Annotated in this window: 23 protein-coding genes and 3 pseudogenes; 11 read left to right on the top strand and 15 right to left on the bottom strand. The window is 72.2% G+C overall.

Annotated elements, in window-relative coordinates; all coding sequences use genetic code 11:
- The first annotated feature begins 171 nt into the window (after positions 1-171).
- Positions 172-633 (top strand): SRPBCC family protein, encoded by a 462-nt coding sequence (locus ACH4NX_RS03350; RefSeq protein ID WP_351400686.1) that lies wholly within the window; start codon positions 172-174, stop codon positions 631-633.
- A 92-nt stretch (positions 634-725) separates the two neighbouring features.
- On the opposite strand, the gene ACH4NX_RS03355 is transcribed toward ACH4NX_RS03350, so the two are convergent.
- From ACH4NX_RS03355 to ACH4NX_RS03365, 3 genes are all read right to left on the bottom strand, one after another.
- On the bottom strand, positions 726-1640 hold the full coding sequence (locus tag ACH4NX_RS03355; protein ID WP_351400687.1) for a YceI family protein: 915 nt from the start codon (positions 1638-1640) through the stop codon (positions 726-728).
- A 640-nt stretch (positions 1641-2280) separates the two neighbouring features.
- On the bottom strand, positions 2281-2850 hold the full coding sequence (locus tag ACH4NX_RS03360) for a DM13 domain-containing protein (protein ID WP_398127467.1): 570 nt from the start codon (positions 2848-2850) through the stop codon (positions 2281-2283).
- A 222-nt stretch (positions 2851-3072) separates the two neighbouring features.
- Positions 3073-4407 carry a hypothetical protein gene (locus ACH4NX_RS03365; RefSeq protein WP_398127468.1) on the bottom strand — a complete coding sequence of 445 codons (1335 nt, stop codon included), beginning with the start codon at positions 4405-4407 and terminating at the stop codon, positions 3073-3075.
- A gap of 113 nt (positions 4408-4520) precedes the next feature.
- On the opposite strand from ACH4NX_RS03365, the gene ACH4NX_RS03370 reads away from it, so the two are divergent.
- Positions 4521-5771 carry a molybdopterin-dependent oxidoreductase gene (locus ACH4NX_RS03370; protein WP_398127469.1) on the top strand — a complete coding sequence of 417 codons (1251 nt, stop codon included), beginning with the start codon at positions 4521-4523 and terminating at the stop codon, positions 5769-5771.
- Entirely contained in the window at positions 5768-6241 is a 474-nt protein-coding gene (locus ACH4NX_RS03375) for a hypothetical protein (RefSeq protein ID WP_398127470.1), read from the top strand. The genes ACH4NX_RS03370 and ACH4NX_RS03375 overlap by 4 nt, the downstream gene beginning before the upstream one ends.
- A 134-nt stretch (positions 6242-6375) precedes the next feature.
- On the opposite strand, the pseudogene ACH4NX_RS03380 reads toward ACH4NX_RS03375, so the two are convergent.
- From ACH4NX_RS03380 to ACH4NX_RS03390, 3 genes and pseudogenes are all read right to left on the bottom strand, one after another.
- A pseudogene (locus ACH4NX_RS03380) lies at positions 6376-6921 on the bottom strand (class I SAM-dependent methyltransferase); the annotation flags it as partial.
- The gene (locus ACH4NX_RS03385; protein ID WP_351400691.1) at positions 6885-7523 is read right to left on the bottom strand and encodes a TIGR04282 family arsenosugar biosynthesis glycosyltransferase; all 639 of its coding nucleotides are present in this window, start codon (positions 7521-7523) and stop codon (positions 6885-6887) included. The pseudogene ACH4NX_RS03380 and the gene ACH4NX_RS03385, both read right to left, overlap by 37 nt.
- Entirely contained in the window at positions 7520-8227 is a 708-nt protein-coding gene (locus ACH4NX_RS03390; RefSeq protein ID WP_398127471.1) for a glycosyltransferase family 2 protein, read from the bottom strand. Before ACH4NX_RS03390 ends, ACH4NX_RS03385 begins: the two co-directional genes overlap by 4 nt.
- 114 nt (positions 8228-8341) lie before the next feature.
- Here ACH4NX_RS03390 and ACH4NX_RS03395 point away from each other — a divergent pair, with 114 nt between their 5' ends.
- Positions 8342-9106: a response regulator transcription factor gene (locus ACH4NX_RS03395; RefSeq protein WP_351400693.1), complete on the top strand. Its 765-nt coding sequence runs from the start codon at positions 8342-8344 to the stop codon at positions 9104-9106.
- A gap of 1 nt (position 9107) precedes the next feature.
- Complete coding sequence (locus ACH4NX_RS03400; protein WP_351400694.1) at positions 9108-10220, top strand: HAMP domain-containing sensor histidine kinase; 1113 nt, start codon at positions 9108-9110, stop codon at positions 10218-10220.
- Between the two features lie 17 nt (positions 10221-10237).
- On the opposite strand, the gene ACH4NX_RS03405 is transcribed toward ACH4NX_RS03400, so the two are convergent.
- Together ACH4NX_RS03405 and ACH4NX_RS03410 are read right to left on the bottom strand one after the other, a co-directional pair.
- Complete coding sequence (locus tag ACH4NX_RS03405; RefSeq protein WP_351400695.1) at positions 10238-11239, bottom strand: NAD-dependent epimerase/dehydratase family protein; 1002 nt, start codon at positions 11237-11239, stop codon at positions 10238-10240.
- Between the two features lie 235 nt (positions 11240-11474).
- A pseudogene (locus ACH4NX_RS03410) lies at positions 11475-12434 on the bottom strand (helix-turn-helix domain-containing protein); the annotation flags it as partial.
- A gap of 362 nt (positions 12435-12796) precedes the next feature.
- Between ACH4NX_RS03410 and ACH4NX_RS03415 the strand changes: the two are divergent.
- Both ACH4NX_RS03415 and ACH4NX_RS03420 read left to right on the top strand, forming a co-directional pair.
- The gene (locus tag ACH4NX_RS03415) at positions 12797-13696 is read left to right on the top strand and encodes a hypothetical protein (RefSeq protein WP_398127472.1); all 900 of its coding nucleotides are present in this window, start codon (positions 12797-12799) and stop codon (positions 13694-13696) included.
- Between the two features lie 95 nt (positions 13697-13791).
- On the top strand, positions 13792-14262 hold the full coding sequence (locus ACH4NX_RS03420) for a hypothetical protein (protein ID WP_351400698.1): 471 nt from the start codon (positions 13792-13794) through the stop codon (positions 14260-14262).
- A gap of 93 nt (positions 14263-14355) precedes the next feature.
- On the opposite strand, the gene ACH4NX_RS03425 is transcribed toward ACH4NX_RS03420, so the two are convergent.
- A complete protein-coding gene (locus ACH4NX_RS03425) occupies positions 14356-15747 on the bottom strand; it encodes an amidase (RefSeq protein WP_351400699.1) in 1392 nt (463 codons plus the stop codon).
- Positions 15734-15943 carry a hypothetical protein gene (locus ACH4NX_RS03430; protein WP_351400700.1) on the bottom strand — a complete coding sequence of 70 codons (210 nt, stop codon included), beginning with the start codon at positions 15941-15943 and terminating at the stop codon, positions 15734-15736. The genes ACH4NX_RS03425 and ACH4NX_RS03430 overlap by 14 nt, the downstream gene beginning before the upstream one ends.
- Before the next feature lie 257 nt (positions 15944-16200).
- Here ACH4NX_RS03430 and ACH4NX_RS03435 point away from each other — a divergent pair, with 257 nt between their 5' ends.
- Together ACH4NX_RS03435 and ACH4NX_RS03440 are read left to right on the top strand one after the other, a co-directional pair.
- Positions 16201-17370 carry an MFS transporter gene (locus ACH4NX_RS03435; protein WP_351400701.1) on the top strand — a complete coding sequence of 390 codons (1170 nt, stop codon included), beginning with the start codon at positions 16201-16203 and terminating at the stop codon, positions 17368-17370.
- Positions 17371-17421: 51 nt separating this feature from the next.
- Positions 17422-18324 carry an MBL fold metallo-hydrolase gene (locus ACH4NX_RS03440; protein ID WP_351400702.1) on the top strand — a complete coding sequence of 301 codons (903 nt, stop codon included), beginning with the start codon at positions 17422-17424 and terminating at the stop codon, positions 18322-18324.
- A gap of 148 nt (positions 18325-18472) precedes the next feature.
- Here ACH4NX_RS03440 and ACH4NX_RS03445 read toward each other — a convergent pair whose 3' ends face one another.
- The 3 genes from ACH4NX_RS03445 to ACH4NX_RS03455 form a co-directional block, all read right to left on the bottom strand.
- Entirely contained in the window at positions 18473-19765 is a 1293-nt protein-coding gene (locus ACH4NX_RS03445) for an MFS transporter (protein WP_351400703.1), read from the bottom strand.
- Positions 19762-20250 carry a MarR family winged helix-turn-helix transcriptional regulator gene (locus tag ACH4NX_RS03450; protein ID WP_398127473.1) on the bottom strand — a complete coding sequence of 163 codons (489 nt, stop codon included), beginning with the start codon at positions 20248-20250 and terminating at the stop codon, positions 19762-19764. The genes ACH4NX_RS03445 and ACH4NX_RS03450 overlap by 4 nt, the downstream gene beginning before the upstream one ends.
- A gap of 214 nt (positions 20251-20464) precedes the next feature.
- On the bottom strand, positions 20465-22147 hold the full coding sequence (locus tag ACH4NX_RS03455) for a carboxylesterase/lipase family protein (RefSeq protein WP_398127474.1): 1683 nt from the start codon (positions 22145-22147) through the stop codon (positions 20465-20467).
- A gap of 178 nt (positions 22148-22325) precedes the next feature.
- On the opposite strand from ACH4NX_RS03455, the pseudogene ACH4NX_RS03460 reads away from it, so the two are divergent.
- Positions 22326-23084: pseudogene (locus ACH4NX_RS03460) on the top strand (alpha-hydroxy-acid oxidizing protein).
- Positions 23085-23152: 68 nt separating this feature from the next.
- On the opposite strand, the gene ACH4NX_RS03465 reads toward ACH4NX_RS03460, so the two are convergent.
- Positions 23153-24157: an alpha/beta hydrolase-fold protein gene (locus tag ACH4NX_RS03465; protein WP_351400706.1), complete on the bottom strand. Its 1005-nt coding sequence runs from the start codon at positions 24155-24157 to the stop codon at positions 23153-23155.
- A gap of 315 nt (positions 24158-24472) precedes the next feature.
- Positions 24473-25690 carry an MFS transporter gene (locus ACH4NX_RS03470; protein ID WP_398127475.1) on the bottom strand — a complete coding sequence of 406 codons (1218 nt, stop codon included), beginning with the start codon at positions 25688-25690 and terminating at the stop codon, positions 24473-24475.
- 120 nt (positions 25691-25810) lie between these two features.
- On the opposite strand from ACH4NX_RS03470, the gene ACH4NX_RS03475 reads away from it, so the two are divergent.
- Positions 25811-26368: a TetR family transcriptional regulator gene (locus tag ACH4NX_RS03475; protein ID WP_351400708.1), complete on the top strand. Its 558-nt coding sequence runs from the start codon at positions 25811-25813 to the stop codon at positions 26366-26368.
- Positions 26369-26374 lie beyond the last annotated feature (6 nt).

A 26374-nucleotide genomic window follows, 5' to 3' on the forward strand; every position in this document is an offset into this window, starting at 1 on the left:
GCGGAACGTTCATGTGCCCGTTGAAGTCGTTCACATGCCGAAGGCACCTGCGGCGTTGCCGACCGGTCGTCAGCCGAGTGATCTCGGGTACTCGCTCAGTGCGCCGGTGCCGGGCGCTGCTCGGTCCCGGCCGCGACGACCTCAGAAGAACCGACAGAGAGAGGTGTACGGATGAGCACGGTCAAGGAAGCGGTGGAAGTCGAGGTTCCTGTGCACACCGCCTACAACCAGTGGACCCAGTTCGAGGAGTTCCCGCAGTTCATGGAAGGGGTCGAGGAAGTCAGGCAGCTCGACGAGCGCCGCAATCACTGGACCACCAAGGTCAGTGGCGTGAAGCGCGAATTCGACACCGAGATCGTCGACCAGCTCCCCGACGAGCGCATCACGTGGCGTACGACCACGGGTGACAGCAAGCAGAAGGGCACGGTGCGCTTCCAGCGCCTGGATGACACGCACACCCGGGTCGAGCTCGTCATGGAGGTCGATCCCACCGGCGCCGCGGAGAAGGCCGGGGACATGCTGGGAGTGATCGACCGGCGGGTGAAGGGCGACATGCGGCGCTTCAAGGAGTACATCGAGGGCCGCGGCGGCGAGTCCGGAGCCTGGCGCGGGCGCATCAGGCCGGGGGAGTGACCCTCCTCCCGTTCCCGAAGAGGGCGCCGGCACCACCATGTGGTCACCGGCGCCGACAGCCCCTCGCCCCTGAAGTGGTCGCCCGTAAGCGTCTACTCCGGGGGCGTGGGCGTGTCGTGGGTGCGGTACATGGCCTGTACGTCCATCTCCAGTTGGATGGTCGGACCGACGACCGCGATACCGCGGGCCAGCATGGAACGCCAGTTGAGGGTGTAGTCCTCCCGGTGGAGTTCCGCCTTGGCGAGAGCCGCGCAGCGCAGCTCCTGGTCGTAGCCTCCGTTGACCATGCCGAGGTAGGTCGTGTCGAGGCCGACGGAGCGGCTGGTGCCGTGCATGGTGAGCGTGCCGTGCAGGGTCCACTTCGACCCGCCGCGGTAGGCGAACCGGGTACTGGTGAAGTCGATGTAGGGGTAGCGTTCGACGTCCAGGAAGTCGGCGGAACGCAGGTGGTTGTCGCGGGTGTTGTTGCCCGTAGTGATGCTGGCGGCGTCAATGCGCACCGAGACCTGTGAGTCGGTCATGTCCGGTGCGACGCGGATGCCGCCCTGGAAACGGGTGAACCGGCCGTGGACATGGGCCATGCCGACGTGTTTGGCGATGAACCGAATCGCGGTGTGCGGAGGGTCGAACAGCCAGGTTCCGGCGGTCGGAAGCTCCAGCCGGCGCGCGGGCGCAAGGCCGACGCGCGTCGGCGGCAGAGCGACCCCGGCCGTGATGTCGACGGTCTCGCGGGCGGGCGACAGGCCCTCGGCAACGGTCATGACGCTGTAGGAGCCCGGTGGCAGCGTCGCTATGAAGTAGCCGTTGGGGTCCGTGGTTCCACGTGTCACCACCCGGTGGCTCTCCACCGCGGTCACGGTGACCTCGGCTCCGCCCATGGGGTGCCCCATGGGGTCGACGATCTCGAAGCCGAAGGCCCCGGCGTCGGGCGGCAGGGGGACCGAGATGCTCGCTCCGGCACCGGAGGTGCCGGGCGAACGCCGACGTCGAAGCAGCCTGAGGGCCATGGAGTTCACCTTTCTTCGCAGGGGCACCGCGACGCGGCCCACTCGGTCGGCGATGTTCGCGGTCGCCAAGGGGCGGCGACAGGAGGGCGTATGCGGAGGCGGCGGTTCGCTGATGATCATAAAGCCGCCCGGTTCGGCCACCTCGCTCCTGTATGCGAGCTGTCCCATGGCTTGGACCGTGTATGACGGGTCGTAAATCAGTACATAGGCGGCCCATATCACCGCACCTCGGCTTGGCTGCTTTGCAGCAATGCTGTGGCGAAGGGCACGGAAGAGGGGCGCGATTTTCACCGGCAGACCAGGGTTCCATCACGGAGCCGACACAAGCGAGGGGTGCCATCTCACCACCAGGTGGTCGCAGGCCTGCCTCCGTGCGGGAAGGGCACCGCCCTCATCACCCTCAACGCGGAACTGCGCGCCTTCTGCCGGGCCCGTCGGCAGCAGATCCCCGCCGAGATCCGGGAGATCACGCAGGGTGCCGGCGCCGAACGGCCGCAGCCGGGCCCGAGCCCGGCTCGCGGGGTTGTTCGCCCCCCCCCGTCGCCCGACCGAACGTCGGCCCGCCACGTGTGCCTGTGGCGACGAGGGAGACAGAAGGGGCAGCAGGCCGTACGAGCCGCCCGCGACGGCCGGCCCGCCCTCAGGCGCGGGCGAGTTCAGCGGCGCCGAAGGAGACGTCGAAGCGGTCGCACCAGATGCTCACACTGCTGTAGCGGGTCGGGTCGACGTCGGCCGGTACCGTGTAGTTCTGGCTGCCCTTGTTTCCCTTGAGCCCCCCGAGACTGACGTAGTCCCCGTCGTCGAACACGTGCCAGCCGGCCGTCCCCCGCTTCACCGGCGCGTCGGTCAACCACACCCGCAGGTCCGGGCCGTTGCTCGTGTCGAGGTTCTCGACACGCACGATGTGGGAGCCGTCGGTGAGTCGCACCAGTTTCACCGTTCCCGAGGTCGCGTGCTCATGGCTGATCAGCCCGCCACTCGCCAGGGTCACCGGTCCGGCGAAGGCCGACGTGGAAGGGGCGCCGCCGGCCGGCTCCCCGGCGGACGGCCGCGATGGGGACACGGCCACGGGCAGTGCCTCGTTGACGGTCTCCTCCTGCCACAGCTTCCATGGCTGAAACCAGTAGGCGCCGAAACCGCCCACGGCGACAGCCACGGTCAGCGCACCGATCGCCCACGGTCTGACCAGCACACTTCGAATACGTCCCATTGCGCCCCTCCCGACAGTCGTCGAACGAGAACCATTCAATGCGAGAACCGGCCGACACGGGCCACCCGCCAGATGACGAAACTCTTACGCTCCGGTCCGGCCTGCCCCGGCCGTCCGAGAGCCGCCGTGCGGGCGACTGCGACGAGGTCGGTCCCGCAACCGTGCACGGTGATCCGAGCGGGCGCCGACCCGGCACGCGAGTTCGGCCCGCCGTGTCCGCGCTCACCAGCCGGTGGCCAGCAGGTGGTTGAGGAGGAGGGCCAGGGCCGCCTGCGCTGCCAGCCAGGCGCGTGGGTGTGTGAGGAACGCACAGGCCGGCAGGAGCCACAGGGCGAAGGGAAGCCAGATGCGTTCCGTCTCCGCCTTGCTCATGCCGGACAGGTCGGCGACGAGCACGGCGAGCAGCCCGGCGGCGAGGAGGAACGCGAGACGGATGTCCTCGGTGCGCCCCTCCTGGTCGTGCCGCCGGACCAACGAGGCCCGGCGCAGGCCCGCCGCCGTCGCCAAGCCCGTGATGAGCACCGCGCAGGCGAGATTGGCCCACACCCAGTAGCCGTAGGGGCGGACCCCGCCCGCCCCCTCGTAGTAGCGGGTCACCAACAGGTGGTACGCCTCCCACCAGTCGAAACCGGCCGTGCCGAACGCCACCGGCGCCACCGCCGCCCCCGCCAGCAGCGGCACGAACAGCAGCGGCCGCGCCCGCACGTCGCGTCTGCCCAGCAGCAGTACCGCCGCCCCGAGCACCGCGAAGAGCGTGAGCCCGTACGAGAGGTAGCAGGTCAGGCCGAACAGCAGCCCCGAGCCCGCCGCCCACCACAGCGAGCGCCGTGTGACGGCGAGGGCCAGCAGGGCCACGGCCCACGCGGCGACCGCCGCGAAGTAGCCGTCGGCGGACGTGCCCATCCACACCGCGGCCGGTGCCAGCACCAGGAAGGGCGCCGCCCGCCGGGCGAGCCGTTCGCCGGCGAGGGCGCGTACCGTCACCAGCGCCGCCACGCACGCCGTCGCGCCGATGGTGATGCACCAGGCCCCGGCCCAGCCCCCGCCGCCCAGCCCGAGCCGGTCGAGCAGGACGAAGGTGAGCGTGGCCGCCGGGGGGTGCCCGGCGACGTGGGCGGGCCAGTTGTCGGGGGAGTGGAGCAGGATGTGCTGGGTGAAGTCGCGCAGCGTCGCCGGGATGTCGTTCCAGCGGCCGATGACCGACAGATACTCCTGATGGGTGGTGAGCCGGCCCGCGATGCCCCGGTGCCAGCCGTCGATCAGGGCCAGTGACCAGGTCCAGGCCATCGCCGCGCACCAGGCCGCGGGGAGCAGGACGCGCCACGACAGGCGGGCGGTGACGGCCGGGCCGTACGCCACGGTCGCCACCGCGACCAGAACGGCCGCCGGTGTGCCGGGGCCCACATGCGGGTCCCAGCGGCCCAGCAGGGGTGGCCAGCCGACGACCAGCTCGTCGTAGGTGAACGCGTACCGGCCGACGAGGACGGCTGCCACCACGAGCAGCGCGGCGGCCGCGGCGGCGCACAGGTCGCGGGGAACGGAGCGGAGGCGGGTCACACCGGCACCGTAGGCCGGGAGATCGCGCACCGGTCGGCGCGCACGGCGGACGTCAGCGTTTCGTCATGGGTCGTGGGCCGTCCCGGATGCCGGTCGCGGCCTACCGTCGGACCATGCGCGACCTCGCCACACGGCTTCCGTCCTCGCCGCGCTTCTGGCGCAGCCCCCTGCGCGGCCCCTGGTTCACCTCGGTACTCGGCCTCGTCCTGCTCGCCGGCATCGGTGTGCTGTTCGTGACCGGCCTGCTCTCGTACGCCGCCTACAACCCGGACCTGTCCCCGGTCAACGACAAGACCCCGGGCAAGGGGCTTCTCGGCTTCTATCTCTTCGCCTGGCCGACCGAACCCTCCTGGCTGTACCGCCTCACCCAGGGCGTCCACGTCACCCTCGGACTGACCTTGATCCCTGTTCTGCTGGCCAAGCTGTGGTCGGTGGTGCCGAGGCTGTTCGCGCTGCCGCCGGTCCGTTCGCCCGCCCACGCGCTGGAGCGGGCCTCACTGCTGCTCCTGGTGGGAGGCGCGCTGTTCGAGTTCGTGACCGGGGTCCTCAACGTCCAGTTGGAGTACGTCTTCCCCGGCTCCTTCTATCCGCTGCACTTCTACGGCGCCTGGGTCTTCTTCGCCGCGTTCCTCGCGCACGTCGGGCTGAAGGCGCCGACCGCGGTGCGCAACGTACGGCGTATGCGTGCCGGGGGAGGGGAGGAGCGGGACAGCCTGGTGGCGCCGCGGCCCGACGCGCCGACCGTGTCGCGGCGTGGGGCCCTGTGGACGGTCGGCGGGGGATCGCTGCTGCTGTTCGCCACCAGCGCCGGCCGCAGTTTCGACGGGGCGGTGCGGGCGACGGCCGTGCTCGCGCCGCACGGCGGGGCCGAACCGGGCCGCGGCCCGAACGGCTTCCAGATCAACAAGACCGCCGCGTACGCGGGCATCGACGCGGCCGAGACACGCGAGGACGCGTGGCGGCTCGTCGTCGTCGGCCCCACCGGAACGGTCCGCCTCGGCCGCGCCGGCCTGCTGCGACTGCCGCTGCACAGCGCCGCGTTGCCCATCGCCTGTGTCGAAGGCTGGTCCACCTCGGACCAGTGGTGGCGCGGGGTGCGGCTGCGCGATCTCGCCGCCCTGGTGGGCTTCGACGGCGACGCGCCGGACGTGCTCGTCGAGTCCCTTCAGCGGCGGGGCGCCTTCCGCAGCGGGGCCCTGCGCGGCAACCAGGTGGCCGACCCGCGCTCCCTGCTCGCGCTGTACGTCAACGGAGAGACGCTGAGCCCGGACCACGGCTACCCGGCGCGGATCATCGTGCCCGCCGCGCCCGGCGTGCTGAACACGAAGTGGGTGGCGCGCATGACGTTCGGAGACCTGGGATGAATCCCGTACGCGGGGTGCGGCTGCCGCGGCCCGTGATCGGCGGCCCCTTCCAGACCCTGATGCTCGCCACCTCGTTCGCGCTCGCGGGCTACGCGGGGGTGCGGCTGCTCGCCGGTGACTGGCTCGGCGTGGCGCTGTGGTTCGTGGGGGCGGCGCTCTTGCACGACCTGGTGTTGCTGCCGCTGTACGCGGTGGCCGACCGGGCCGTGGTGCGCGCACTGGGGAGGGCGGGCCGTCGTGAGTGGGCGCTGTACGTGCGGGTCCCGGCCGCCTTGTCGGCGCTGCTTCTGCTGGTGTGGTTTCCGCTGATCAGCGGCCGGGTTGACGCGCGCTACCGGTCGGTCTCCGCGTTGTCGGCGGACGGCTTCTTCACCCGCTGGCTGCTGATCACGGCGGTGCTGTTCGGCGGCTCCGCACTGCTGTCGCTGCTGCGCAGGGCGACGAAGCGGCGTTCCCCCGACGTCCACTGAGCGGACGTCACCCAGCCGCCGACGGCCGCACGGCGGAGCAGGGCATGGGCGCCGATCCGCGCCCACGGAAAGGGGCTGCCGGGCGTGGGGCCGTCCGTGTCGTCGACGACCTGCACGTGAGCGCGCTCGTCGACGTCCGCCCGGGCCGTCTCCGCTATCAGCAGGCCGCCGGGTGCGAGCAGGGCGGCGACGCGGGCGAGCAGGGCGCCGGGGTCGCCGCCGATGCCGATGTTGCCGTCCATGAGGAGGACGGTGCCCCAGCGTCCCTCGCCGGGCAGCGGCTCGAACACGGAGCGCCGCAGCGACTGGCCGCCGGTGCGTAGGGTGCGGGCCACGGCTGCCTCGCTGACGTCGATACCGAGGACGGTACGGCCCCGGGCGGCGAGTTCCGCGACCAGCCGGCCCGGGCCGCAGCCCACATCCAGCACGGCGCCCTCGCACTGGTCCAGCGCCTCCAGGTCGACCGCGTCGGCCCGCGCGCACCACCGCTCCACGTCCAGCGGCAGCAGCCGGCCGTCGGCGCGCCGCAGGAACAGCGGCCCGCGACCGGCCCGCAGTGCGGCCGTATAGGGGTCGCAGGCCTCCCAGGCCCGGGCGGCGGGCGGCGCGGACAGCCGTTCGGGGCCCACGCGCGGGGCCGCCGTCACCGGCTCGCCCGCCGGTCCGCGTCCGGCGTGCACGCCGCCAGCCGGGCGGCGAAGCGTCCGTGCGGAGCCAGTGCGGCCACGGCCCGCGCGTCGTCGGCGGTGTCGACGTCCCGGAGCGGAGGCAGGTCGCGTACCCGCAGCCCGGCCGCGAGGAGCCGCCCACGCTGCACGGCGCCCGTCACCGGCGTCGACATGGGCACGCCCCGCGGCAGGGCGGGGTCGGGGCGGGACAGGCCCAAGGCCCAGAAGCCGCCGTCCTCGGCCGGTCCGAAGCAGGCGTCGCAGTCGGTGAAGTCCACGTCGAGCAGTTCCGGCGTCACCTGCGGGGTGTCCATCCCGATCAGCAGGGCGGGCCCCGCGCACCCGGCGAACGCGACGGCGAGCCGTTCGTCGAGGTCGCCCGCGCACTGCGGTACGACGTCGAAGCCGGGCGGCAGCCACGGGCCCGGTTCCCCGTCGAGCACCAGGACCCGACGGAGCGCGGGGGCCGCGGCCACGGCGTGCAGGGTGTCGGCGAGCGCGGCCTCGGCCAGCGCGGCCGCCTCGGCGGGGGTGAAGGGCGGGGTGAGACGGGTCTTGACCCGGCCGGGGCGCGGCTCCTTGGCGATGACGAGGAGGGTGGTCGCGGCGCTCACTCGGAGGTCTCCTCTCGGACATCCGGTGCCTCGGCCAGGACACGGCGCATGTCCCGTACCGCGTGCCAGGTGCCGCGCCAGGTGCCCGTCACCTTCGAGGCGCCGGTGCGCGGCAGGTACGGAACGTCGTGTTCGGTGATCCGCCAGCCGGCGTCGGCGGCGCGGACCACCATCTGGAGCGGGTAGCCGCTGCGCCGGTCGGCGAGGTCGAGGGCGAGCAGTGCCTCGCGGCGGGCGGCGCGCAGCGGTCCCAGGTCGTGCAGGCGCAGACCGGTGCGGCGGCGCAGCATGCGGGCGAGGGCGAGGTTCCCGGCGCGGGCGTGCGCGGGCCACGCACCCCGCCCCCGCGGGCGTCTGCGGCCGAGGACGAGGTCGGTGCCACCGGCGAGGACCTCGTCCACGAAGGGGACCAGCAGGGCGGGGTCCAGGGAGGCGTCGCAGTCGCAGAAGCAGACGACGCCGGCGGTGGCGGCGGTCAGCCCGGCGTGGCAGGCGGCGCCGAAGCCGCGGCGCGGCTCGGTCACGACCGTGGCGCCGTGCGCGCGGGCGATGTCCGCCGAGCCGTCGGTGGAGCCGTTGTCGACGACGAGCGCGCGCCAGCCGGCCGGGACACGGGCCAGGACCCAGGGCAGGGCCCGGGCCTCGTCCAGGCACGGGAGCACGACGTCGACGTCCGGAGGGGGCGAGGTGGTCACGGCTTTCACCCTACGAGCGCAAATCGCGCGAATCGGACCTCCGTTCCTTACGAAACGCGGACGTCACGGTCGCGGCAGCCGTCGGCGGCGCCGTCCGCGAGGACGTGGTGCGAGGCTGGGCGCATGCAGCAGCCGCACGAGTCCGCCTCCACCGACGTGTCCCCCGGCCGGCCTCCGGACGTCCCACCCCTGGCCGGTCCCGCCCGGATCCTGGTCGTCGACGACGATCCCACGGTCGCGGAGGTCGTCGCCGGATACCTGGAACGCGCGGGTCACCTCGTCGACCGGGCCGACGACGGTCCGGCCGCGCTCGACCGAGCCGCCGCGCACTGGCCGGACCTGGTCGTGCTGGACCTGATGCTGCCCGGCATGGACGGCCTGGAGGTGTGCCGGCGGATACGCGGCACCGGCCCCGTGCCGGTCATCATGCTGACCGCCCGCGGTGACGAGGACGACCGGATCCTGGGCCTGGAGGTCGGCGCCGACGACTACGTGACCAAACCGTTCAGCCCGCGGGAGCTGGTGCTGAGGGTGCAGTCGGTACTGCGCCGCACCCGGCCCGCCGCCGCGCCTCGCCCGCCCTCCGCGGCCGGCCTGACCGTCGACCCCACCGCGCGCAGGGCCACCAAGGACGGCGTCGAACTGGCCCTGACCCTGCGCGAGTTCGACCTCCTCGCCTTCTTCCTCCGGCATCCGGGGCAGGCCTTCGCCCGGGAGGCGCTGATGCGCGAGGTCTGGGGCTGGGACTTCGGCGACCTGTCCACCGTGACCGTCCATGTACGGAGGCTGCGCGGAAAGGTCGAGGCGGATCCGGCCCGGCCCCGGCTGGTCCAGACGGTGTGGGGCGTGGGCTACCGCTTCGACCCCGCCGGGCGGGAGGCGGACTGACGTGCCCGACATCCTCCTCATCGCCGTCTACGCCTTCGCCGGCGCCGCCACCACCGGCCTGGCCGGCGCGGGCGTGCTGCGACTGATCCGGCGGCGCTCGCTGACCGTGTCGCTCGCCGTCGTGGCGGCCGTCGCCGTCCTCGCGATGCTCGCCGGGACCCTGGCGGTCGCCTGGGCGATGTTCCTGTCCCCGCACGACCTGTCCGTCGTCACGACCGTCGTGGCGATGGCCGCCGTCGTCTCCCTGGCCACCGCGCTGCTGCTCGGCCGCTGGGTGGTCGCCCGGAGCCGTGAACTGGCGGCGGCGGCCCGCTCGTTCGGTGACGACGGCGACTACGCCGCTCCCACCACACCGGCCACCGCCGAACTCGACGCGCTCAGCCGGGAACTGGCGGCCACCAGCGCCCGGCTCGCCGAGTCCCGTGAACGGGAACGCGCTCTGGAGACCTCCCGGCGCGAACTGGTCGCCTGGATCTCGCACGACCTGCGCACCCCACTCGCCGGCCTGCGCGCCATGTCCGAGGCCCTGGAGGACGGCGTCGCCGCGGACCCCGACCGCTACCTCCGCCAGATCCGCACCGAGGTGGAACGCCTCAACGACATGGTCGGCGACCTCTTCGAACTCTCCCGCATCCAGGCAGGCGCCCTCCCCCTCGCCCCGGCCCGGATCTCCCTCTACGACCTGGTCGGCGACGCCCTCGCGGGTGCGGACCCGCTCGCCCGCGAGCACGGCGTGCGGCTGGTCGGCGACGCCGTGGCCGCCGTACCGGTCGAGGTGGACGGCAAGGAGATGAGCCGGGTTCTCGGAAACCTCCTCGTCAACGCGATCCGCCGCACACCCGCCGACGGCACGGTCGCGGTCGCCGCCGAGCGTTCGTCCGAGGGTGTGGTGGTCTCGGTGACCGACGGGTGCGGCGGCATCCCCGAGGAGGACCTGCCGCGCGTCTTCGACACCGGCTGGCGCGGCACCCACGCCCGTACGCCCCCGGCCGGCGCGGGTCTCGGCCTGGCCATCGTGCGCGGCATCGTCGAGGCCCACCGGGGCCGTGCCACCGTCCGCAACATACCGGGCGGCTGCCGCTTCGAGGTGCTCCTGCCCCCGGCGGACACCTGAGCCCTCCGGGCTCGGGGTCACTGTCGGCCCGACTCCGCCCGTGCGAACTCCCGCATACCCTCGGCGAAGCCGACCCGCGGCCGCCACCCCGTCTCGTTCCGCAGCCGCGCGGAGTCCGCGGTGATGTGGCGTACGTCGCCCAGGCGGTACTCGCCGGTGACGACGGGCTCCGGCCCGCCGTACGCCGCTGCCAGGGCGGAGGCCATCTCCCCGACCGTGTGCGGCTCACCGCTGCCGGTGTTGAAGGCGACGAGGCCACCACCCGGCCTCTGGACCGTCAGTGCGGCGACGTTCGCCGCGGCCACGTCCCGTACGTGCACGAAGTCCCGGCGCTGACGCCCGTCCTCGAAGACCCGAGGGGCCTCGCCGCGCGCGAGGGCCGAGCGGAAGAAGGAGGCGACACCGGCATACGGGGTGTCGCGGGGCATCCGGGGCCCGTACACGTTGTGGTAGCGCAGTGACACCGCCGTCGCGCCGGTCGTCCGGGCCCAGGCGGCGGCCAGGTGCTCCTGGGCCAGTTTGGTGGTCGCGTACACGTTGCGCGGATCGGCCGGGGCCTCCTCGCCGACCAGCCCCGGCACCAGGTCCACGCCGCACACCGGGCACGGGGGTTCGAATCGGCCCGCCTCCAGATCGTCCACGGCGCGCGGCCCCGGCCGCACCTCCGCGTGACGCGGGCACGCGTAGCGTCCTTCCCCGTACACGACCATCGACCCGGCGAGCACGAGCCGTCGGACGCCCGCCTCGGCCATCGCGGCGAGCAGGACGGCGGTGCCGAGGGCGTTGCGTGAGACGTACTCCGCGGCGTCGGCGAAACCGTTGCCGAGCCCGACCATCGCCGCTTGGTGGCACACGGCGTCCACCTCCGGCAGGGCCCGCGACACGGCCGCAGGGCAGCGCACGTCGTCGCCGGGGTCCTCGCGGACGTCGAAGCAGACGGCCTCGTGCCCGTGCTCCCGCAGGGCCTCGGCAACGTGGGACCCGATGAACCCGGCACCGCCGGTGACCAGTACGCGCATACGCCTACGCTAGGGCCACCGAAGTCCCGGGCCGGGCGCCGTGAGCGGCACGTCAGGAGTCCGTAAGAAACGGGCGACGCCTTCCCTGGCGAAGCATCGCTCCGGCCGTTCTGCCCGCTTCCCGGACGTGTAGGTCCAGACCGTCCACAGAAGGCGCCGACAGTGTGGCCGTGGCCGAGGGACTCCCCGGCTGAACCGGGCATCCTGCTGCGGAGACCGTCGCGCGGGGGAGCGGGGGGTGGTTCTGGTCGCGCCAGGCCCGGGGTGAGATGTCGTACGCCTGTTTGAACACCTTGCTGAAGTGGGTCGCGTTCACGAAGCCCCAGCTCCGTCCTACCGCTTCGACGGTCCGCGGTCGCCCGGTCGGACCGGCCGGCTCTCGCCTGCATTCGGTCAGGGGGCGTGTACGGATCCGGTCTCCAAGGCTGATGCCCGACCGGGACAGCACCGCGTGGAGGTGACGTACGGAGATGCTGTGGGCGGCGGCGATCCGTGCCGCCGACAGGTCCGGGTCCGCCTGATGGGTCCGGATGTACTGAGTGATCCGCAGACCGAGTGTCGCCTCCATCGGCCCCTTGGCCAGGCCGGAGTCGCCGTGCTGGGTGGTCAGGAGGGCGCGGAGCAGTTCGACGCCGGGCCGCACGGCGGCGTCGGCGTGTGAGCCCTGGAGCGGTTCGTCGGCGGCGGCCAGTTGGGAGAAGCAGCCGAAGGCGAGCCGTGCCATGGGGTCGTCGGATCCCGGAGCGTCCGTGCTGGTGTCCCGTAGCAACCGGTCGGGGAGCGCGAGCGCCGCGCGCGGGAAGCGCAGGAAGTGGTGGTCGACTCCCTCGTCGAAGAGCAGTGTGTAGGGAGAAGTCGATGCGTAGACGGCCAGTTCTCCCGGCTTGAGCACGCACTCGCGGCCGTTCTGCGCCACCAGGCTGGTGCCCGTCATCTGGAGACCGAGGGAGACGGCCGGCTCCTCGTCCGCCCGGGCCAGCCGCTCGGTGCGACGGACGGTGACCGCGGACGCCCGCGCCGTACGGAGCGTGAGCGGGCCGACGTCGCCGAGCCCCATGCGGACGGAGGTGTCCTCGGCCGGAGGGCGAGGGTCGATGTCGACCGCCACCAGAGATTCCCACACCGCGTGCCGGACCAGCTCCTCCCGGTCCCGCGGCGGAACGAACGCGGTGTCCAGACCGGGCTCATGAGACACACCGCCGTCCGTGCCGGTCACGGAGCAGGCCTGGCGACTCCTCAGCCCGTTCCCGCACGGCTCACCCTTCGACACGGACGTATCCCGACCTCATTCTGGTGGGAACCCCCGCCGCGGTACAACGAGCTGAAGGGCACACGGGGGCCCGGGCCGACGCGCCGAGACCCGCACACCGCGCACGTTCGACAAAGCCTTCTGCACGGCTGACAAAGTTCCGTCCCCGCGCCCGGCCTATGGTCTGGAGGCGATCTCGGAATCCGGCCCCGGCGGACGGCTGCGGGCCGGTGCCGGCGTCGCGCGGGGCGGGCACGGGGGAACGCCGGACATACGTGCCCGTCGGCACCTCGGCCGGGAAAGGTGACATGTTCGTGAAGGAGAAGATCCTCGTCGTCGCTGCCGTGACCGCGGTGGTGTGCTGCGTGGCCGGCTGCGGCGCCCGGGCGGAGCAGCACACCGTCTCGGACGCCGAGGTGCGGGACCTCACGGTCCGGGAGGAGATCGAGATCGAGCGCGCCGAGGAGCGGCTCGTGAAGGAGTGCATGGAGAGAAAGGGCCACCCCTACTGGGAGTTGCCCATTCCCGGCGTGGACGAGCGCAAGGCCGGCCGTTATGTCACCGACGACGTGGGGTGGGCGCGGAAGTACGGCTACGGCCGTGGCTTCGAAGAGCGTGGCGAGAAGATCCGTAGGACCGACCCGACCACCGTCTACCAGAACAAGCTCCGTCCGAAGGACCGGGCTGCCTTCAACAGGGCGCTGGACGGCGACTACCGGGACCGGATGAGTGTCGAACTGCCGGGTGGGACGGGCACGGTGAACGCTCCCCGCGGCGGGTGTGCCAACGAGGCACGTTCGAAGCTCTACGGAGACTCCGAGACGTGGTTCACCATCCGCAAAACCATCGAGGGCATCCTGCCGCTGTACGGCCGGGACCTCATGGAGGACGCTCGTTTCACGCAGCCCCTCGCGAAGTGGGCCCGGTGCATGAAGGAAGCCGGCCGCCCCTTCGACGACCCCGAGCAGCTCCGCCAGAACCGCGTGAGGGTCACGGAGGGAATGCCTTCCGCCGAGGCCCACGAGTTCGACAGGACACTGGCGGTCCTCGACGCGACCTGTGCCAGGAAGACCTCCCTGGCCGAGATCATGCGCGCCCTCGAGACCTCGTACCGGGAGAAGGTGCTGAAGCGGTACGAGAAGGAGAGGGACGACTACCGCGGGATGCGTCTGCGCGCCCTGCGCCAGGCCGAGGACGTCCTCTCCTGACACTTGACCGAGCCTGCCCGTATTCGGCTCGCGGCGGACCCGGCCGATGCCGTGCCCGCCGATCACCACAGTCACACCGACCCAAGGAGTTCACCATGCGCAAACTGTCTGCCGCGGCTGTCGGAGCCGTGCTCGTCGGCATCAGCCTGGTCGGCCCGGTGCCCAGCGCCTCCGCCGCCGCGGCGGCCACGTGCGCGGACAACTACGACAACGCTCTCGCCGGCTACATGTACGCCTACAACGGCGCCTACTGTGAGGGACAACTCGGCCGCGCCCTCGGCAACGACCAGAACTGGGGCGACTCCGCGAGCAGCTTCCAGGGGTCCGACAACAACAGGGCCTCCTCCGTGCTGAACATGGGAAGGTACTCAGAGGTCAAGTTCTTCGCGAACCCGAACACCAGCTCCAACTTCAACCCCCACATCTGCCTGACCCGCACCGAGGGCTACGCCTCGAACCTGAGTGACGACTACTTCATGAACGAGCGGGAGTGGGGCAGCGCCAACAACAACATCAGCGCCCACATCTGGGTCGACCGGACCGCGTGCACCGCCCTCGCGACGTGAGCGTTCTCTGACCGGCCGCTCCACCCGGTGGCACCTCGGCCAGGCGCAACGGGCTTCGGGCCGGGGCGGAACCGTCCGGCCCGCACGTCGCTCTCAGGGGGTCGGCGCGAGCGACCGGGCGGGCTGCGTCCGCTCGTAGGCGTGGCCCACCCGCAGCAGCCGCCGCTCGCCGAAGGGCCGTCCGAGCAGCTGCATGCCGATCGGCATGCCCGCCGTGTCGTGGCCCACCGGGACGGACAGGGCGGGCACTCCGGTGATGTTGGCCGGGGAGGACAGCCGCACGTAGGCGTCGGAGACGGCCTCGGTCGAGCCGTCGGACCAGGTGACGCTCTCCTGACCGGCCTTCACCGCGGTCATCGGGACCGCCGGGGCGGCGATCACGTCGACCTTCTCCAGAACGCGGGCCCACTCCTCCTGCATGAGCGTCCGGGAGCGCTGGGCACGCAGATAGTCGCCCGCGCCCATCAGCTCACCGGCCTCCAGGAGGATGCGGACGTCCGCCTGGTACAGCTCGGGGACCGTACGCAGCGTGCCCTCGTGGTAGGCGGTGGCCTCCGGCACCATCAGCCCCCACTGGGTGGCCTGGATGTACCGGGTCATCGGGATGTCGACCTCGACGAGATGGGCGCCGAGCGTCTCCAGCCGCGCGATGCCCCGGCGGACGGCAATCTCCACCTCCGCGTCGACATGGTCGAAGTAGTAGTTGCGCGGCACCCCGACGCGCACGCCCGTCAGGTCCGGCTCCCGTTCCGGCCGGTGGTCGACGGCGGGGGTGTCCAGCGAGGCGGGGTCACGCGGATCGTGCCCGGCGAGGACGGCCAGGACCAGGGCCGCGTCCTCGACGGTGCGGGTGACCGGGCCGACGTGGTCCAGCGACCAGGACAGCGACGTGACGCCGTGGCGCGGCACCAGCCCGTAGGTCGGCTTGAAGCCGACGACTCCGTTCAGCGCGGCGGGAACCCGGATCGACCCGCCGGTGTCGGTGCCGAGGGCGAAGGTCGCCGCCCCGGCCGCCACCGCGACGGCGGACCCGCCGCTGGAGCCTCCCGCGACCCGGCCGCGGTCCCAGGCGTTGCCGGTCTGCGGGGTGGTCAGGCCGTAGGCGAACTCGTGGGTGTGGGTCTTGCCGACCAGGACGGAGCCTGCGGCCCGCAGCCGGGCGGCGACCGTGCTGTCGGCGGCGGCGCGGTGGCCGGCCCGGACCCGGGAACTGGCGCTGGTGGGCGAACCGGCGACGTCGATCAGGTCCTTGAGCCCGGCCGGGACGCCGTGCAGCGGCCCCCGGAACGCGCCGCGGGCCGCTTCCCGCTCGGCCTCCCGCGCCGCGCCGCGGGCCTGCTCGGCGGTGACCGCCACGTACGCCTCGACGTGCGGGTCCACCTGGTCGATGCGGTCGAGGACCGAGTCCACCAGCTCGACGGGGGACAGCCGACGGGACCTGATCTGCTGCGCGGCGTCGGCGAGGGTCAGCTCATACGGCTGCATCGTGCTTCTCCTTCCCGGCGCGGTAGGCGCCGGCGGGCGGGGTGTCGCCGAAGTCCAGCTCACGCAGGACCGCGACGACGGAGTGGATGTGCTGAGCGGTGGCGGCGACCGCGGCGTGGCGGTCATCGGGCAGTGGAAGTCCGGCACGGGCGGCCCAGCGGGCGGCCTCGGGCGGCGTGAGTTCGGCGGAGGGCACAGGTTTCTCCTGATCAGGGGGCGTGGCAACGAAGCACTCCACGCCAAACGCAAACGGTTTGCTTTAAACCGACCGTAGGCCCTACGGTCGGTCTAAAGCAAATGTGTTGCGTTTATGGAAGGAGTTACATGCCCGGCGTCATCTCCGACGTACCAGCGGTGGCCGACGCACCAGCGGTCTCTGCCGCGCCCGCGCACGTCGCTCACCAGGCCACCCGCACCCGTACGAGGAGGCGGACGGCCTCTTTCGCTCTCGACGTGTCGATACTCGCGGCCCTCCTGGCCGCGTCCAGCGCTCCGACCCCGCTCTACCCTCTCTACCAGGACCAGTGGGGCCTCTCCGCGCTCGCCGTCACCGTGGTCTTCAGCGCGTACGCCCTGGCCCTGTTGCTGGCCCTGCTCACCACCGGAGCGCTCTCCGACCACCTGGGGCGACGCCCCGTCCTGGCAGGCGCCCTGCTCATGGCGGCCGTCTCCATGGTCCTTCTGGCCTCAGCGGACGGCGCGGGCTCCCTGACCATCGCCCGGGTCCTGCAAGGAGCGGCCACCGGCGCGGCCACCAGTGCCGCGGGCGCGGCGCTCCTCGACCTGGGAAACCCCCGGCGCCCGGGCCGGTCCGCCCTGGCCAACAGCGTCACCCCGGTCGCGGGCATGGCCGCCGGCGTGCTCGTCTCCACCCTGCTCGTCCGTTTCGCCCCCGCCCCCACCGTCACCGTCTACGTACTGCTGGCGGCGTTGTTCCTCGCCCAGGCGATCGCGGCCACCTTCACCACGGAGACGGCCCACCGCCACGGGGGAGCGCTGCGGTCGCTGCGCCCGCGGGTCAGCGTCCCGCCCCCGGCCCGCCGCACCCTGCTGGCCGCGGGTGCCGCCGTCACCACCGTCTGGGCGCTGGGCGGCTTCTACTCCTCCCTCGGCCCGGCCCTCGTACGCCTGGTGGCCCCCGACGCCCCGCAAGCAGCCCGCGGCATGGTCTTCTTCACCCTCAGCGCCACCGCCGCGCTCACCGTATGGGCGCTGCGGCGCAGGCCGCCCCGCGCCACGGTGATCGGCGGCTGCCTGTCCGTCCTGCCCGCCGCGGCCCTGACCCTGATCGGTCCGCACGGCGCCGGGCTGCCCGCCGTCCACGGTGGCGCGGTGCTGGCCGGCGTCGCCTTCGGCGCCGTTTCCCAGGGGGCGCTGCGTATGCTCCTCGCCTCGCTCGACGAGCAGGACCGCGCCGCGACACTGGCCGCCTACTACCTCCTCAGCTACCTCTCCATGAGCCTGCCCGCCGTCGCCGCCGGCGCGGCCACCCAGCACTACGGGCTGGGTACCACCTCACACGCCTACGCCATCACCGCCGCTCTCCTCGCCCTGGCGGCCCTGGCCGCACTCACCGCGTCACGACGCGGCGCGGTCCGTCCCCAAGCCGACCGCTCCCGCTGAAGAGAACAACCGACCACTGCCGCTGAAGAGAACAAAGGGAAACGACACACAATGCACACCTCCCCCGGCGCCACCCCCATCCCCTCCTGGACCGTGGGCGGCGTCACCGTCCACCGCATCGACGAAGTCGCCCTGCCGCCCGCGACCGGACCCTGGCTGCTGCCCGACGCCACCCCTGAGGTGGTGACCGCCCAGGACTGGCTGCGCCCTCACTTCGCCGGCCAGGACGGAATTCTGCACATCGACAGTCACAGCTTCGCGTTCGTCGTGAACGGGCTCCGCGTCCTCGTGGACACCGGCATCGGCAACGGCAAGGAGCGGGCCAACCCTGCCTGGCACGACCTGCGGACCGACTTCCTGGAGCGCCTCACCACCGCCGGTTTCCCCCCGGACTCCGTCGACCTGGTGATTCTCACTCACCTGCACGCCGATCACGTCGGCTGGAACACGCGGCAGGTGAACGGCGAATGGGTCCCCACCTTCCCCAACGCCCGCTACCTCGCATCCCGTGCCGAGCGGGAGTTCTGGGCCACGTACGACATGGAGGAGGCACGCGAACAGATGTTCCGCGACTCCGTGATCCCGGTCGAGCGGGCGGGTCTGCTGAGCACGGTCGACGTCCCGGACAAGGGTGCCGAGATCGCCCCCGGCCTGCGGTTGATCCCGACACCCGGCCACACACCCGGCCACGTCGCCGTGGAACTGACCAGCCAGGGTGAGACGGCGCTGATCTCCGGCGACTGCGTCCACCACCCCGTCCAGCTCGCCCACCCCGTCATCGGCGCCTGCGTCGACATCGACCCGCGGCAGTCCGAGGCCACCCGGCGCGAGCTGCTCGGCTCCCTCGCGGGCACGGACACCCTCCTCCTCGGCACCCACTTCGCACCGCCCACCGCCGGCCGCGTGGTCGCCCACGGGGACGCCTACCGGCTGGAGTCCGTCCCTGCCACCTGATGCCGTCGCCCGGTCACCGCGGGGGCGGCCCAGCCCCTCGGACGTCCCCGAGCCGCCCGGGGCCTGCTTCCGCTGCGCGATCCCGACGCCGTCGACGAGGAATGACGACCCCTCGCCGGGTGCCGGGGCCGGAGGCGAACCAGCGCATTCAACCAGCGGCCGCCGCCGTGTCGGCGACTGCGGAGACGGCCGGTTTCGCGGCGGCGGGCGGCGTGCGGTAGGCGCGAAGGGGGGCGTTGGTCGCGGCCACGGCGGCCACCGCCAGCGTGGCGGTCAGTCCGCCGAAGACCAGGGAGAAGGGGGCGGAGGTGACCGACGCCAGCAGGCCACCACGGAAGTTGCCGAGTTCGGGGCCGGCGACACCGATGACGTGTTCCACCGAGGAGACCCGCCCCCGGTACGCGTCCGGGGTCTCCAACTGGACCAGGGTGCTGCGGGTGACGACGGACACGGTGTCGGCAGCGCCCGCCACGGCCAGGCAGCAGAGCGCCAGCCACAGCGGCCCCGCCAGACCGAAACAGGCCAGCGCCATGCCCCAGACCCCGGCGGCGGACAGCTGTACCAGGCCGCCGCGGCGCCAGCGCGTCACTGTGCCGGAGAGCAGACCGGCCGTGATCCCCCCGACCGCGACGGCCGAGAGGAACAGGCCGAGGGTCTGCGGGTTTCCCCCGAAGCGGATCTCGTTGACCAGCGGGAAGAGCGCGATGGGCATGGCGAGCAAAGTTGCGGACAGGTCGGTGGCCATCGAGCCCCACAGCGTCGGGCGGCGCAGGATGATCCGCCAACCGCCACGCTCCGGCCGGCGCCTGCCGCCTGCCGCGCCGGCGCCTTCCGGCCGTATGGCAGGCAGGCGTGTCACCGCCAGCATCGAGACTGCCATGGCCACGGCCTGGGCGGCGTATGCGGCGGGGAAGTCCCAGCGGGCGATGATCAGCCCGGCCATCGCGGGTCCGGCCATCATCGATGCCTGGAAGGAGACGTTGGTCAGCGCGAGCCCGGCCGCGACCTGGTCGCCCGGCAACAGCCGGACCGGGAAGGTGCGCCGGGAAGGTGCGCCGAGAGCGCCGCAGCTCGTCCCCACGGCGACCAGGGCGAGCAGCAGCAACACGTTTCGGTTGTCCGCCAGGGCCTGGGCGCACAGCCCCGCGGCGGCCAGCAGTTGGCCCGCGGTGGTGGCGCGCACCACCGCACGGCGGTCGACGGTATCGGCCAACGTGCCGCCGAGCAGCCCGAACAGCACCATCGGCAGGCCGGTGGCGAGCCCGATGGCGCCGGTGCCGACTGGGCTGCCGGTCAGGTCCCAGACCTGGGCCAGCACCGCCACGTTGGCTATCTGTCCGCCGAGTTGAGAGACCGAGGTGCCGAGCCACAGGTCGCGAAACGACCGACTGCCACGCAGCGGGCGGGTGTCGAGGAACCGGACACGGACCCGCCCCCTCATCGCGGTGGCTCGACAAGGTGCTGGAGGATCCGCTGCCGCATCGACCGGCGTTCCAGTGCCCGCCGCACCTCCTCGACGACGGTGGTCATCGCGTACGGGACCTCGCTGTCCAGCTCGGCGACCGTCTCATGGGTAGCGCGCCACTCCGCCTCCAGGAACGGCACCAGTGACCGGCCGCGCGCGGTCAGGTCGATCCGCCGGGTGCGGGCGTCGGGCCCCGGCTCGGAGGTGACCAGATCCTCCTTGCGCATGGCGGCGATGGTCTGGCTGATCGCGGAGTGCGAGCGGTCCAGGGACTCGGCGAGCTCACGGATGGTCAGTGGTCCGGAGTGGGCGAGCCGGATCAGCGGATAGGCGAACCGAGGCCGCACCCCCTCGATGCCACGCTCGACGTAGACCTGCTCGATCTCGGCGTCCATGGCCGCCAGAAGCTCGTGCAAGGAGTGCCAGGGGTCGGGCAGCGCTGTGGGATCTGAAGATGTCACAGCGCTAATATAACAGCGCTGCTATAAGAGTGCTGCGATAAACCGGGGCTCATGGCCGAACACTCAGCGACACCGGCTGACGTGCTGGTGCCGCATTCCGGCGATGAGCCCCGACCGGGGTCGGCGTTGGCGTCTGCCCGGCTCGAGCACGTGGGTCAGACGCCCTCGAACGTCGCACAGCAGCCGATCCGTTGCCACGGGGCCGGGGCGGCGGTCAGGAACTCGGCTCCTTGCCCTCGCCGGCCTCTGACTGCGGGAAGGCGGTGTCCTGTTCCGCGAGTCGGCGCCAGAAGTCGAGCCGGTGCTCCATGGCGTAGTCGACCGGCCCGACACCGTCCGGCGCCAGGAACTGCGTGTGAGGTACGGCTCGGGCGGGATCGAACCGGGGCCACCGCGGCAACCCCGGCCGGTTCGGTGTGCCGGTGCGGGCGAAGCGTGCCCAGTGCTCTGTCATGGTGTCGGCCAGACGGATCTGGGCCGGGGTGAAGTGCTTCTGGGAGCCGGCGTCCTCGAAAACGTACGGGGTGTCGCCCGCGTGATAGGCGCCGAAGTCGAAATCACCGGGGAAGGGGAGGTACATGGGGGCGTCCCGGTCGGCGAACTCATAGGCGTACGTGGGCGTGTGGCGCCCGAATGCGACGGCCTGGGCGTAGGTGCCCCGGGCCCACACCCGGTCGGTCACCACGGTGGCCCAGGCCAGGGCGGGCGAGGGAAAGTCCCCGACCCGGTACTGTGCGCTCACCGTGTCCGCCCGGCGGCCGAAAGCCGTGGTGAGCGCCCGCTCGTACTGGTCGGCCGTGAAGGGGGAACCGACCGCGTCGTGGGCCATCCCGACGAACAGCCGGTGTTCGTCCTTGGTGGCCCCCGACATCAACGGGATGCGCGGGAAGCGGCCTTCGTCCAGCGCCTTCTCCGGCAGCTCCGGAAGCACCTCGGTGCCGTAGGCGAACGTCTGGAAGGCGTTCATGATGTGCGGGACTGCCAGCAGTGTCTTCACCGGCAGTGCGCGCAGGCACCGCAGCGCGTGCTCGGGGCCGCGCCCGGCGCAGCCCAGGGAGGAGGTCATCTCGATGCCGGCGTCGCGTACTTCCCGCTCCGTGCGCCAGGTGTAGTACGGATAGGCCGGTACCCCCTCGCCCATCGCACCGGCGGGCATGTCCATCATGCCCTCGCCGCTGGCCAGAATGGCTCGGTGGAACAGCCCGCGGGCCCCCGGTGAGGTGAGGTGTCCGCTGATGGCGGCCGCGCCGAAAGAGGATCCGGCCACGGTGACGTTGCCGGGGTCGCCACCGAACGCGCCGGCGTTGCGCCGGACCCAGTCCAGTGCTGCCTGCTGGTCCTGGAGGGCGAACGTCCCCGAACCGTCGAGCCCTGGATACCCGAAGCCACCGAACACACCGAGGCGGTAGTTGACCGTGACAACGACCAGACCGCGTTCGGCCAGGCGACGCGCGTCGAAAAGGCTTCCCCCACCCACACTGCCGTCACCGTGGATCCACACCAGGACGGGGGCGGGCCCTCCCGCGGCAGCCGGGGCCCGCACGGTGACGTCGAGGACCAGACAGTCCTCCTCCAGGCTCGCGGCGTCCGCGTAGGGCGAGGCGACCTGGGCGCAGAGCGGACCGGGCTTCGTGCCGTCCCGTACGCCCTTCCAGGGCTGTACGGGACGTGGTGCGGCCCAGCGGTACGCGCCCTCGGCCGGTCCCGCGTAGGGGATGCCCCGGAAAAGCGTGTGGGAGGCCGTCCGCAGGCCCCGCACGAGGCCGGCGTCGGTGCGCACCGTGGCGGCGGCGCTCGCGGACATCGGCGCCCGCAGGGGGTCCGGGGCACTGGTGCCCACCATCAGGAAGGCCGCGCTCGCGAGGACCGCGATCACCACCGTGCGCTTCACTGCCATGGCCGCCTGCCGTGTGTCGAGTCGCCGAGAACCCGGAGGGAATACGAGACATGTCTACAACGAAGCCACGGGGAGTGCGCACGCACGACCAACGGATAAGAGCGGATGCGGCGGCGCAACAAGGTGAAATCCGGTACGGCCCCGACACTCGGGTCAGGGGGCGCGGAAGGCGTTCCGTATGAGCGGTGGAGCGGGTCGCGGAACGGACTGGACGGCGTACCAGCACGAGATCTTCCGGGACGGCCTGAGCGGGGCACTCCCACGGCTGCCCACGGATCTGAACCGTCTGGAGGCGATGACCGAGGGACGGCTCGGTTCTGGACCGGTGGGGACGGTGGTGGGGGCCGCGGGCGACGGGTCCACGGCGCGCGCCAACCGTGAGGCGTTCGACCAGTGGCGCATCGTGCCCAGAATGCTGCGTGACGTACGTGCACGGGACCTGTCGGTCCGACGTGCTCGGGCGTCGGCTGCCCGTTCCGGTGGCTCTGGCGCCCGTCGGCGCTCTCGCGGTGGTGCACCCCGAGGCGGAGAAGGCCGCCGCCCGCGCGGCGGGCCGTGGACACCGGCATGGACGGTGTCGTGGTGTCCAACCACGGAGGACGTCAGGTCAACGGCGCCGTCGGCTCCCTCGACGTACGGCCGGCGGTTGTGGAGGCCGTCGGGGGAACAGCTCGAAGTGCTGTTCGACAGCGGTGTGCGGACAGGGGGCGACGTCTTCAAGGCCATGGCGCTCGGCGCCCGCGCGGTGCTCCTCGGCCGGCCGTACGTGTACGGGCTGGCCCTGGACGGTCAGTCCGGTGTGGAGCATGTCGTCCGTACACTCCTCGCGGAGTTCGAACTGACCCTGGCGCTGTCCGGCTTCACCACCGCCGAGGAACTCGGTCCCCAGTGCCTCGTACGTGCGCCGGGCGCCGGGCCGGCACCGTGGACGCGGTGAGGGCCCGGCGTCGGCAACGGATGGGCGGGCTGTGCTGAGCCGGTACACGGCATTCGGCCAAGCGGGCGTCACCGGCGGAGCGCCGCCGTCAGCATCGGCAGGGCGTGGCGCAGTTCCCTGTGGCCGTAAGTGCCGCTGTGCCCACCTGGATAGATGTGGGTGGTCACGGGTGCGCCCAGAGACGTGAGACGGTCGCTGAGCATCCGTGTCTCCTCACCGCACACGGCCTCGGTGACGGACACGACTCCGTCGTCGGCGAGCGCGACCCACTTCTCGGTGCCGGGGATGTGGGGATCGGGCTCGTCGCCATCGAGCGGACCGGGCTTTCCGTCACCGGAGGCGAGGTAGACGGGTGTGTGCCGTAGTCCCCGGGCGTGATGGTACGGATCCCAGTCGAGCCAGGTCTTCCACTGCTTCCACGGGTCGCCGAAGATCGCGTACCCGTCCACGCCGACGAACTTCGCACCGGAGAGCCACATCTCCGGGTGGCGGACCGGGTGCACGGGTGCCCCGAAGGCGGCGACGGCACCGAACAGCCCCGTGACACGGGAGGCGAGTCCCAGAGCGCCGAATCCGCCCTGGGACTCGCCTGCCGCCGCCCTGTCGGGCCCGGCGCCGTAGCTCTGTTCCATCAGGGGCACGACTTCACGGAGGAAGTACGTACGCACCTGGGGGGAGCCTCCTTCGCCGTGGTTCCACCAGTCGGTCCAGAAGCCGAAGAGCGGCATGCCCGGCATCACCACCAGGACGTCACGCAGCTCGGTCAAGTCCTGCACTCCGAAGAGGCTTGTCCAGGTGGTGTGGTCGCCGTCTCCGCCCGCGAACAGATAGAGAGTGGGCCAGCGATCACCGGGGCGGCGCCGGTCCCAGCCGCGGGGTGTCAGCAGAGCCACCGTGCTCCGGCCGCCGAGAGCGGGGGAGTCCACGGTCAGTTCGACCAGCCGGTCGCTCAGGCGGTGTTCGGTAAGGACTCCGCTGGTGGCGCCGGCCGGGGCGGCGGCGCCAAGGAGAGCTCCGACTCCCAGCAGGGCCCCGGTCGTGAGAGCGGTACGGCGTGTGCGTGCGTGCGACATGTACCGGTTATCGGCCCACGGCGCCGCCACCTTGACTCTCCCTTGTGGGCGGCCGCCCGCGACGCAGGGGGAGCAGCCACGCCGGGGCGGCCGAGCGGCGGAGGACCGAGTGGGAGGCCCGCCACCCCGTGTGCGCCGGCCGCAGTGCCCGGTTCACCGACGCACGGTGGCGCGCCATCGAGCCCACCGGGTGGGACGCCCCACGCGAGACCGCGGGTCCGCACCCGCGCGACGACTGCCGGCAGCGCGCCGCCAGCGCCGAACGCCGGGCAAGATCCTTCCTCGGTGCCGCGACCCTGCGATCGCACGACGGGTTCAGGTGGCGGTGCCGGCACTGCTCCTTTGGAGATCGTCCGGGACGCGAGCGCGGGGACCGGCGGCCGGGGCCAGGAAGACGGCCGTGGCGACGAACGCCAGCACCACCACCATGGCCGGACGCAGGCCGTAGTGGTCACCCAGGAAGCCGAGAGCGGGCGGCCCCACCAGGAAGGCGACGTAGCCGATCGTTGCCACGAGACTGACACGGGCGGTCTGGTCGGGCCCCGAGTCGCCCGCGGCGGACAGGGCCACCGGGAAGCCCAGGGACGCGCCCAGGCCCCAGAACAGGACGGCGGCCGCCGCCACGGCGGCGTTGTCGGAGAAGATGACCAGGGCCAGGCCGACGGCGCCGGAGATCGCGCTGGCCCGCACGACGGTCGCACGGCCGTAACGGTCCAGGAAGAACGTGCCGCTGAAGCGCCCCAGGGTCATCGCCGCGGCGAACCCCACGTAGACGAGCGAGCCGGCCGCGGCGTTCAGTCCGTGGCCGTCGACCATGAGCAGCGGCAGCCAGTCGTTGGCGGCCCCCTCGGCGAGAGCCATGGCAAGGACGATGGCCCCGATCAGCAGGAGCCGACGGTCCCTCCACACCTGCGGCCTCTGGAGTCGCGCCTGCTCGGAGGCGGGTGGTGCGGCGCGGATTCCGGTCCGGGCGGGGACGGCACCGATGGCGTACGTGAAGAGCGCGGTCGCCACCACGGCGACTGCCGCCAGGTGCCAGTGGGCGGGGAAGGACGCGGCGGTGGCCGCCATCCCGGCCAGGCCTCCGATGACGGTTCCCAGGCTGAAGCATCCGTGCAGCGTGGGCAGAACCGGCGTGCCGGTGATCCGTTCCACGTCGGCGCCGTCGACGTTGATCGCCACCTCGCCCGATCCGATCCCCGCGCCGAACACACACAGTCCCGCGGTGACCAGCGGCGCGGAGGTGAGGGCGCTGCCCACGGCGACGACGACCACGCTGGCGATGACCAGCAGGGTCGCGAGTGCCGTGACGGGCCTGGTGCCGTACCTCGACACGAAGCGGCCGGAACACAGGATGCCGGCCATGGAGCCGACCGACAGCCCGAAGAGCACCAGTCCCATCTGGCCGGTGGAGACTCCCAGGTGATCACGGATGTCCGGCGTGCGCGTGACCCAGGAGGACATCGCGATGCCGTTGAGGAAGAAGAACAGGAACAGCGCACGACGGCGTCGGCGCACGGCGCGGTCTATCAAGAAGGGGCTCCGCTTGCATTCGACAGAATGGACAGGCAGGCAACGAGTCCGCGCATCCACCGGGAATGTACAAATGTACACACTGGGTGGGTGTCCGAGAAGACAAGGCAGACAACGGCGATGACAGGCAGCACCCGCGGCCCCAACGACCCCCGACGCCGCGAACGCATCCTCGACGCCGCGCTCGACGTCATCGCCGAGCACGGCGCCATCAAAGTGACCTTCCGTAAGATCGCGGACGCGGCCGGGGTACCGCTCGGCTCGCTCACCTACTACTTCGACGACATGCAGCACCTGCTCACCGACGCCTTCACCCGGCACGCCGAGTCCGTCTCCACGCGCTACGGGGCCCTCCTGGAGGCGGCCCGGTCACCGCGGGAAGCACAGGAGGCGGTCGTCGAGATCATCTGCGGCAAAGTCTGGGGAACCGACCACAACCTCCTGCTCAGCTACGAGCTCTACGCCTTCGCCACCCGCCACCCCGAGGTGCGTACCGTCATGCGGTCCTGGATGCAGGCCAGCCGGGACTCGCTGGCCAGACACTTCGACCCGCTCACCGCACGGGCCCTCGACGCACTGATCGAAGGACTCTCCATCCACAACTCCGTCGACCTCCGGCCCACCGACCGGCAGGAGGTGGCCGCCGTCGTCGACGCCGTCGTCGACCGGCACCGCTGAACGTGG

Source organism: Streptomyces sp. NPDC017225, assembly GCF_044331465.1.
Lineage (GTDB): Bacteria > Actinomycetota > Actinomycetes > Streptomycetales > Streptomycetaceae > Streptomyces.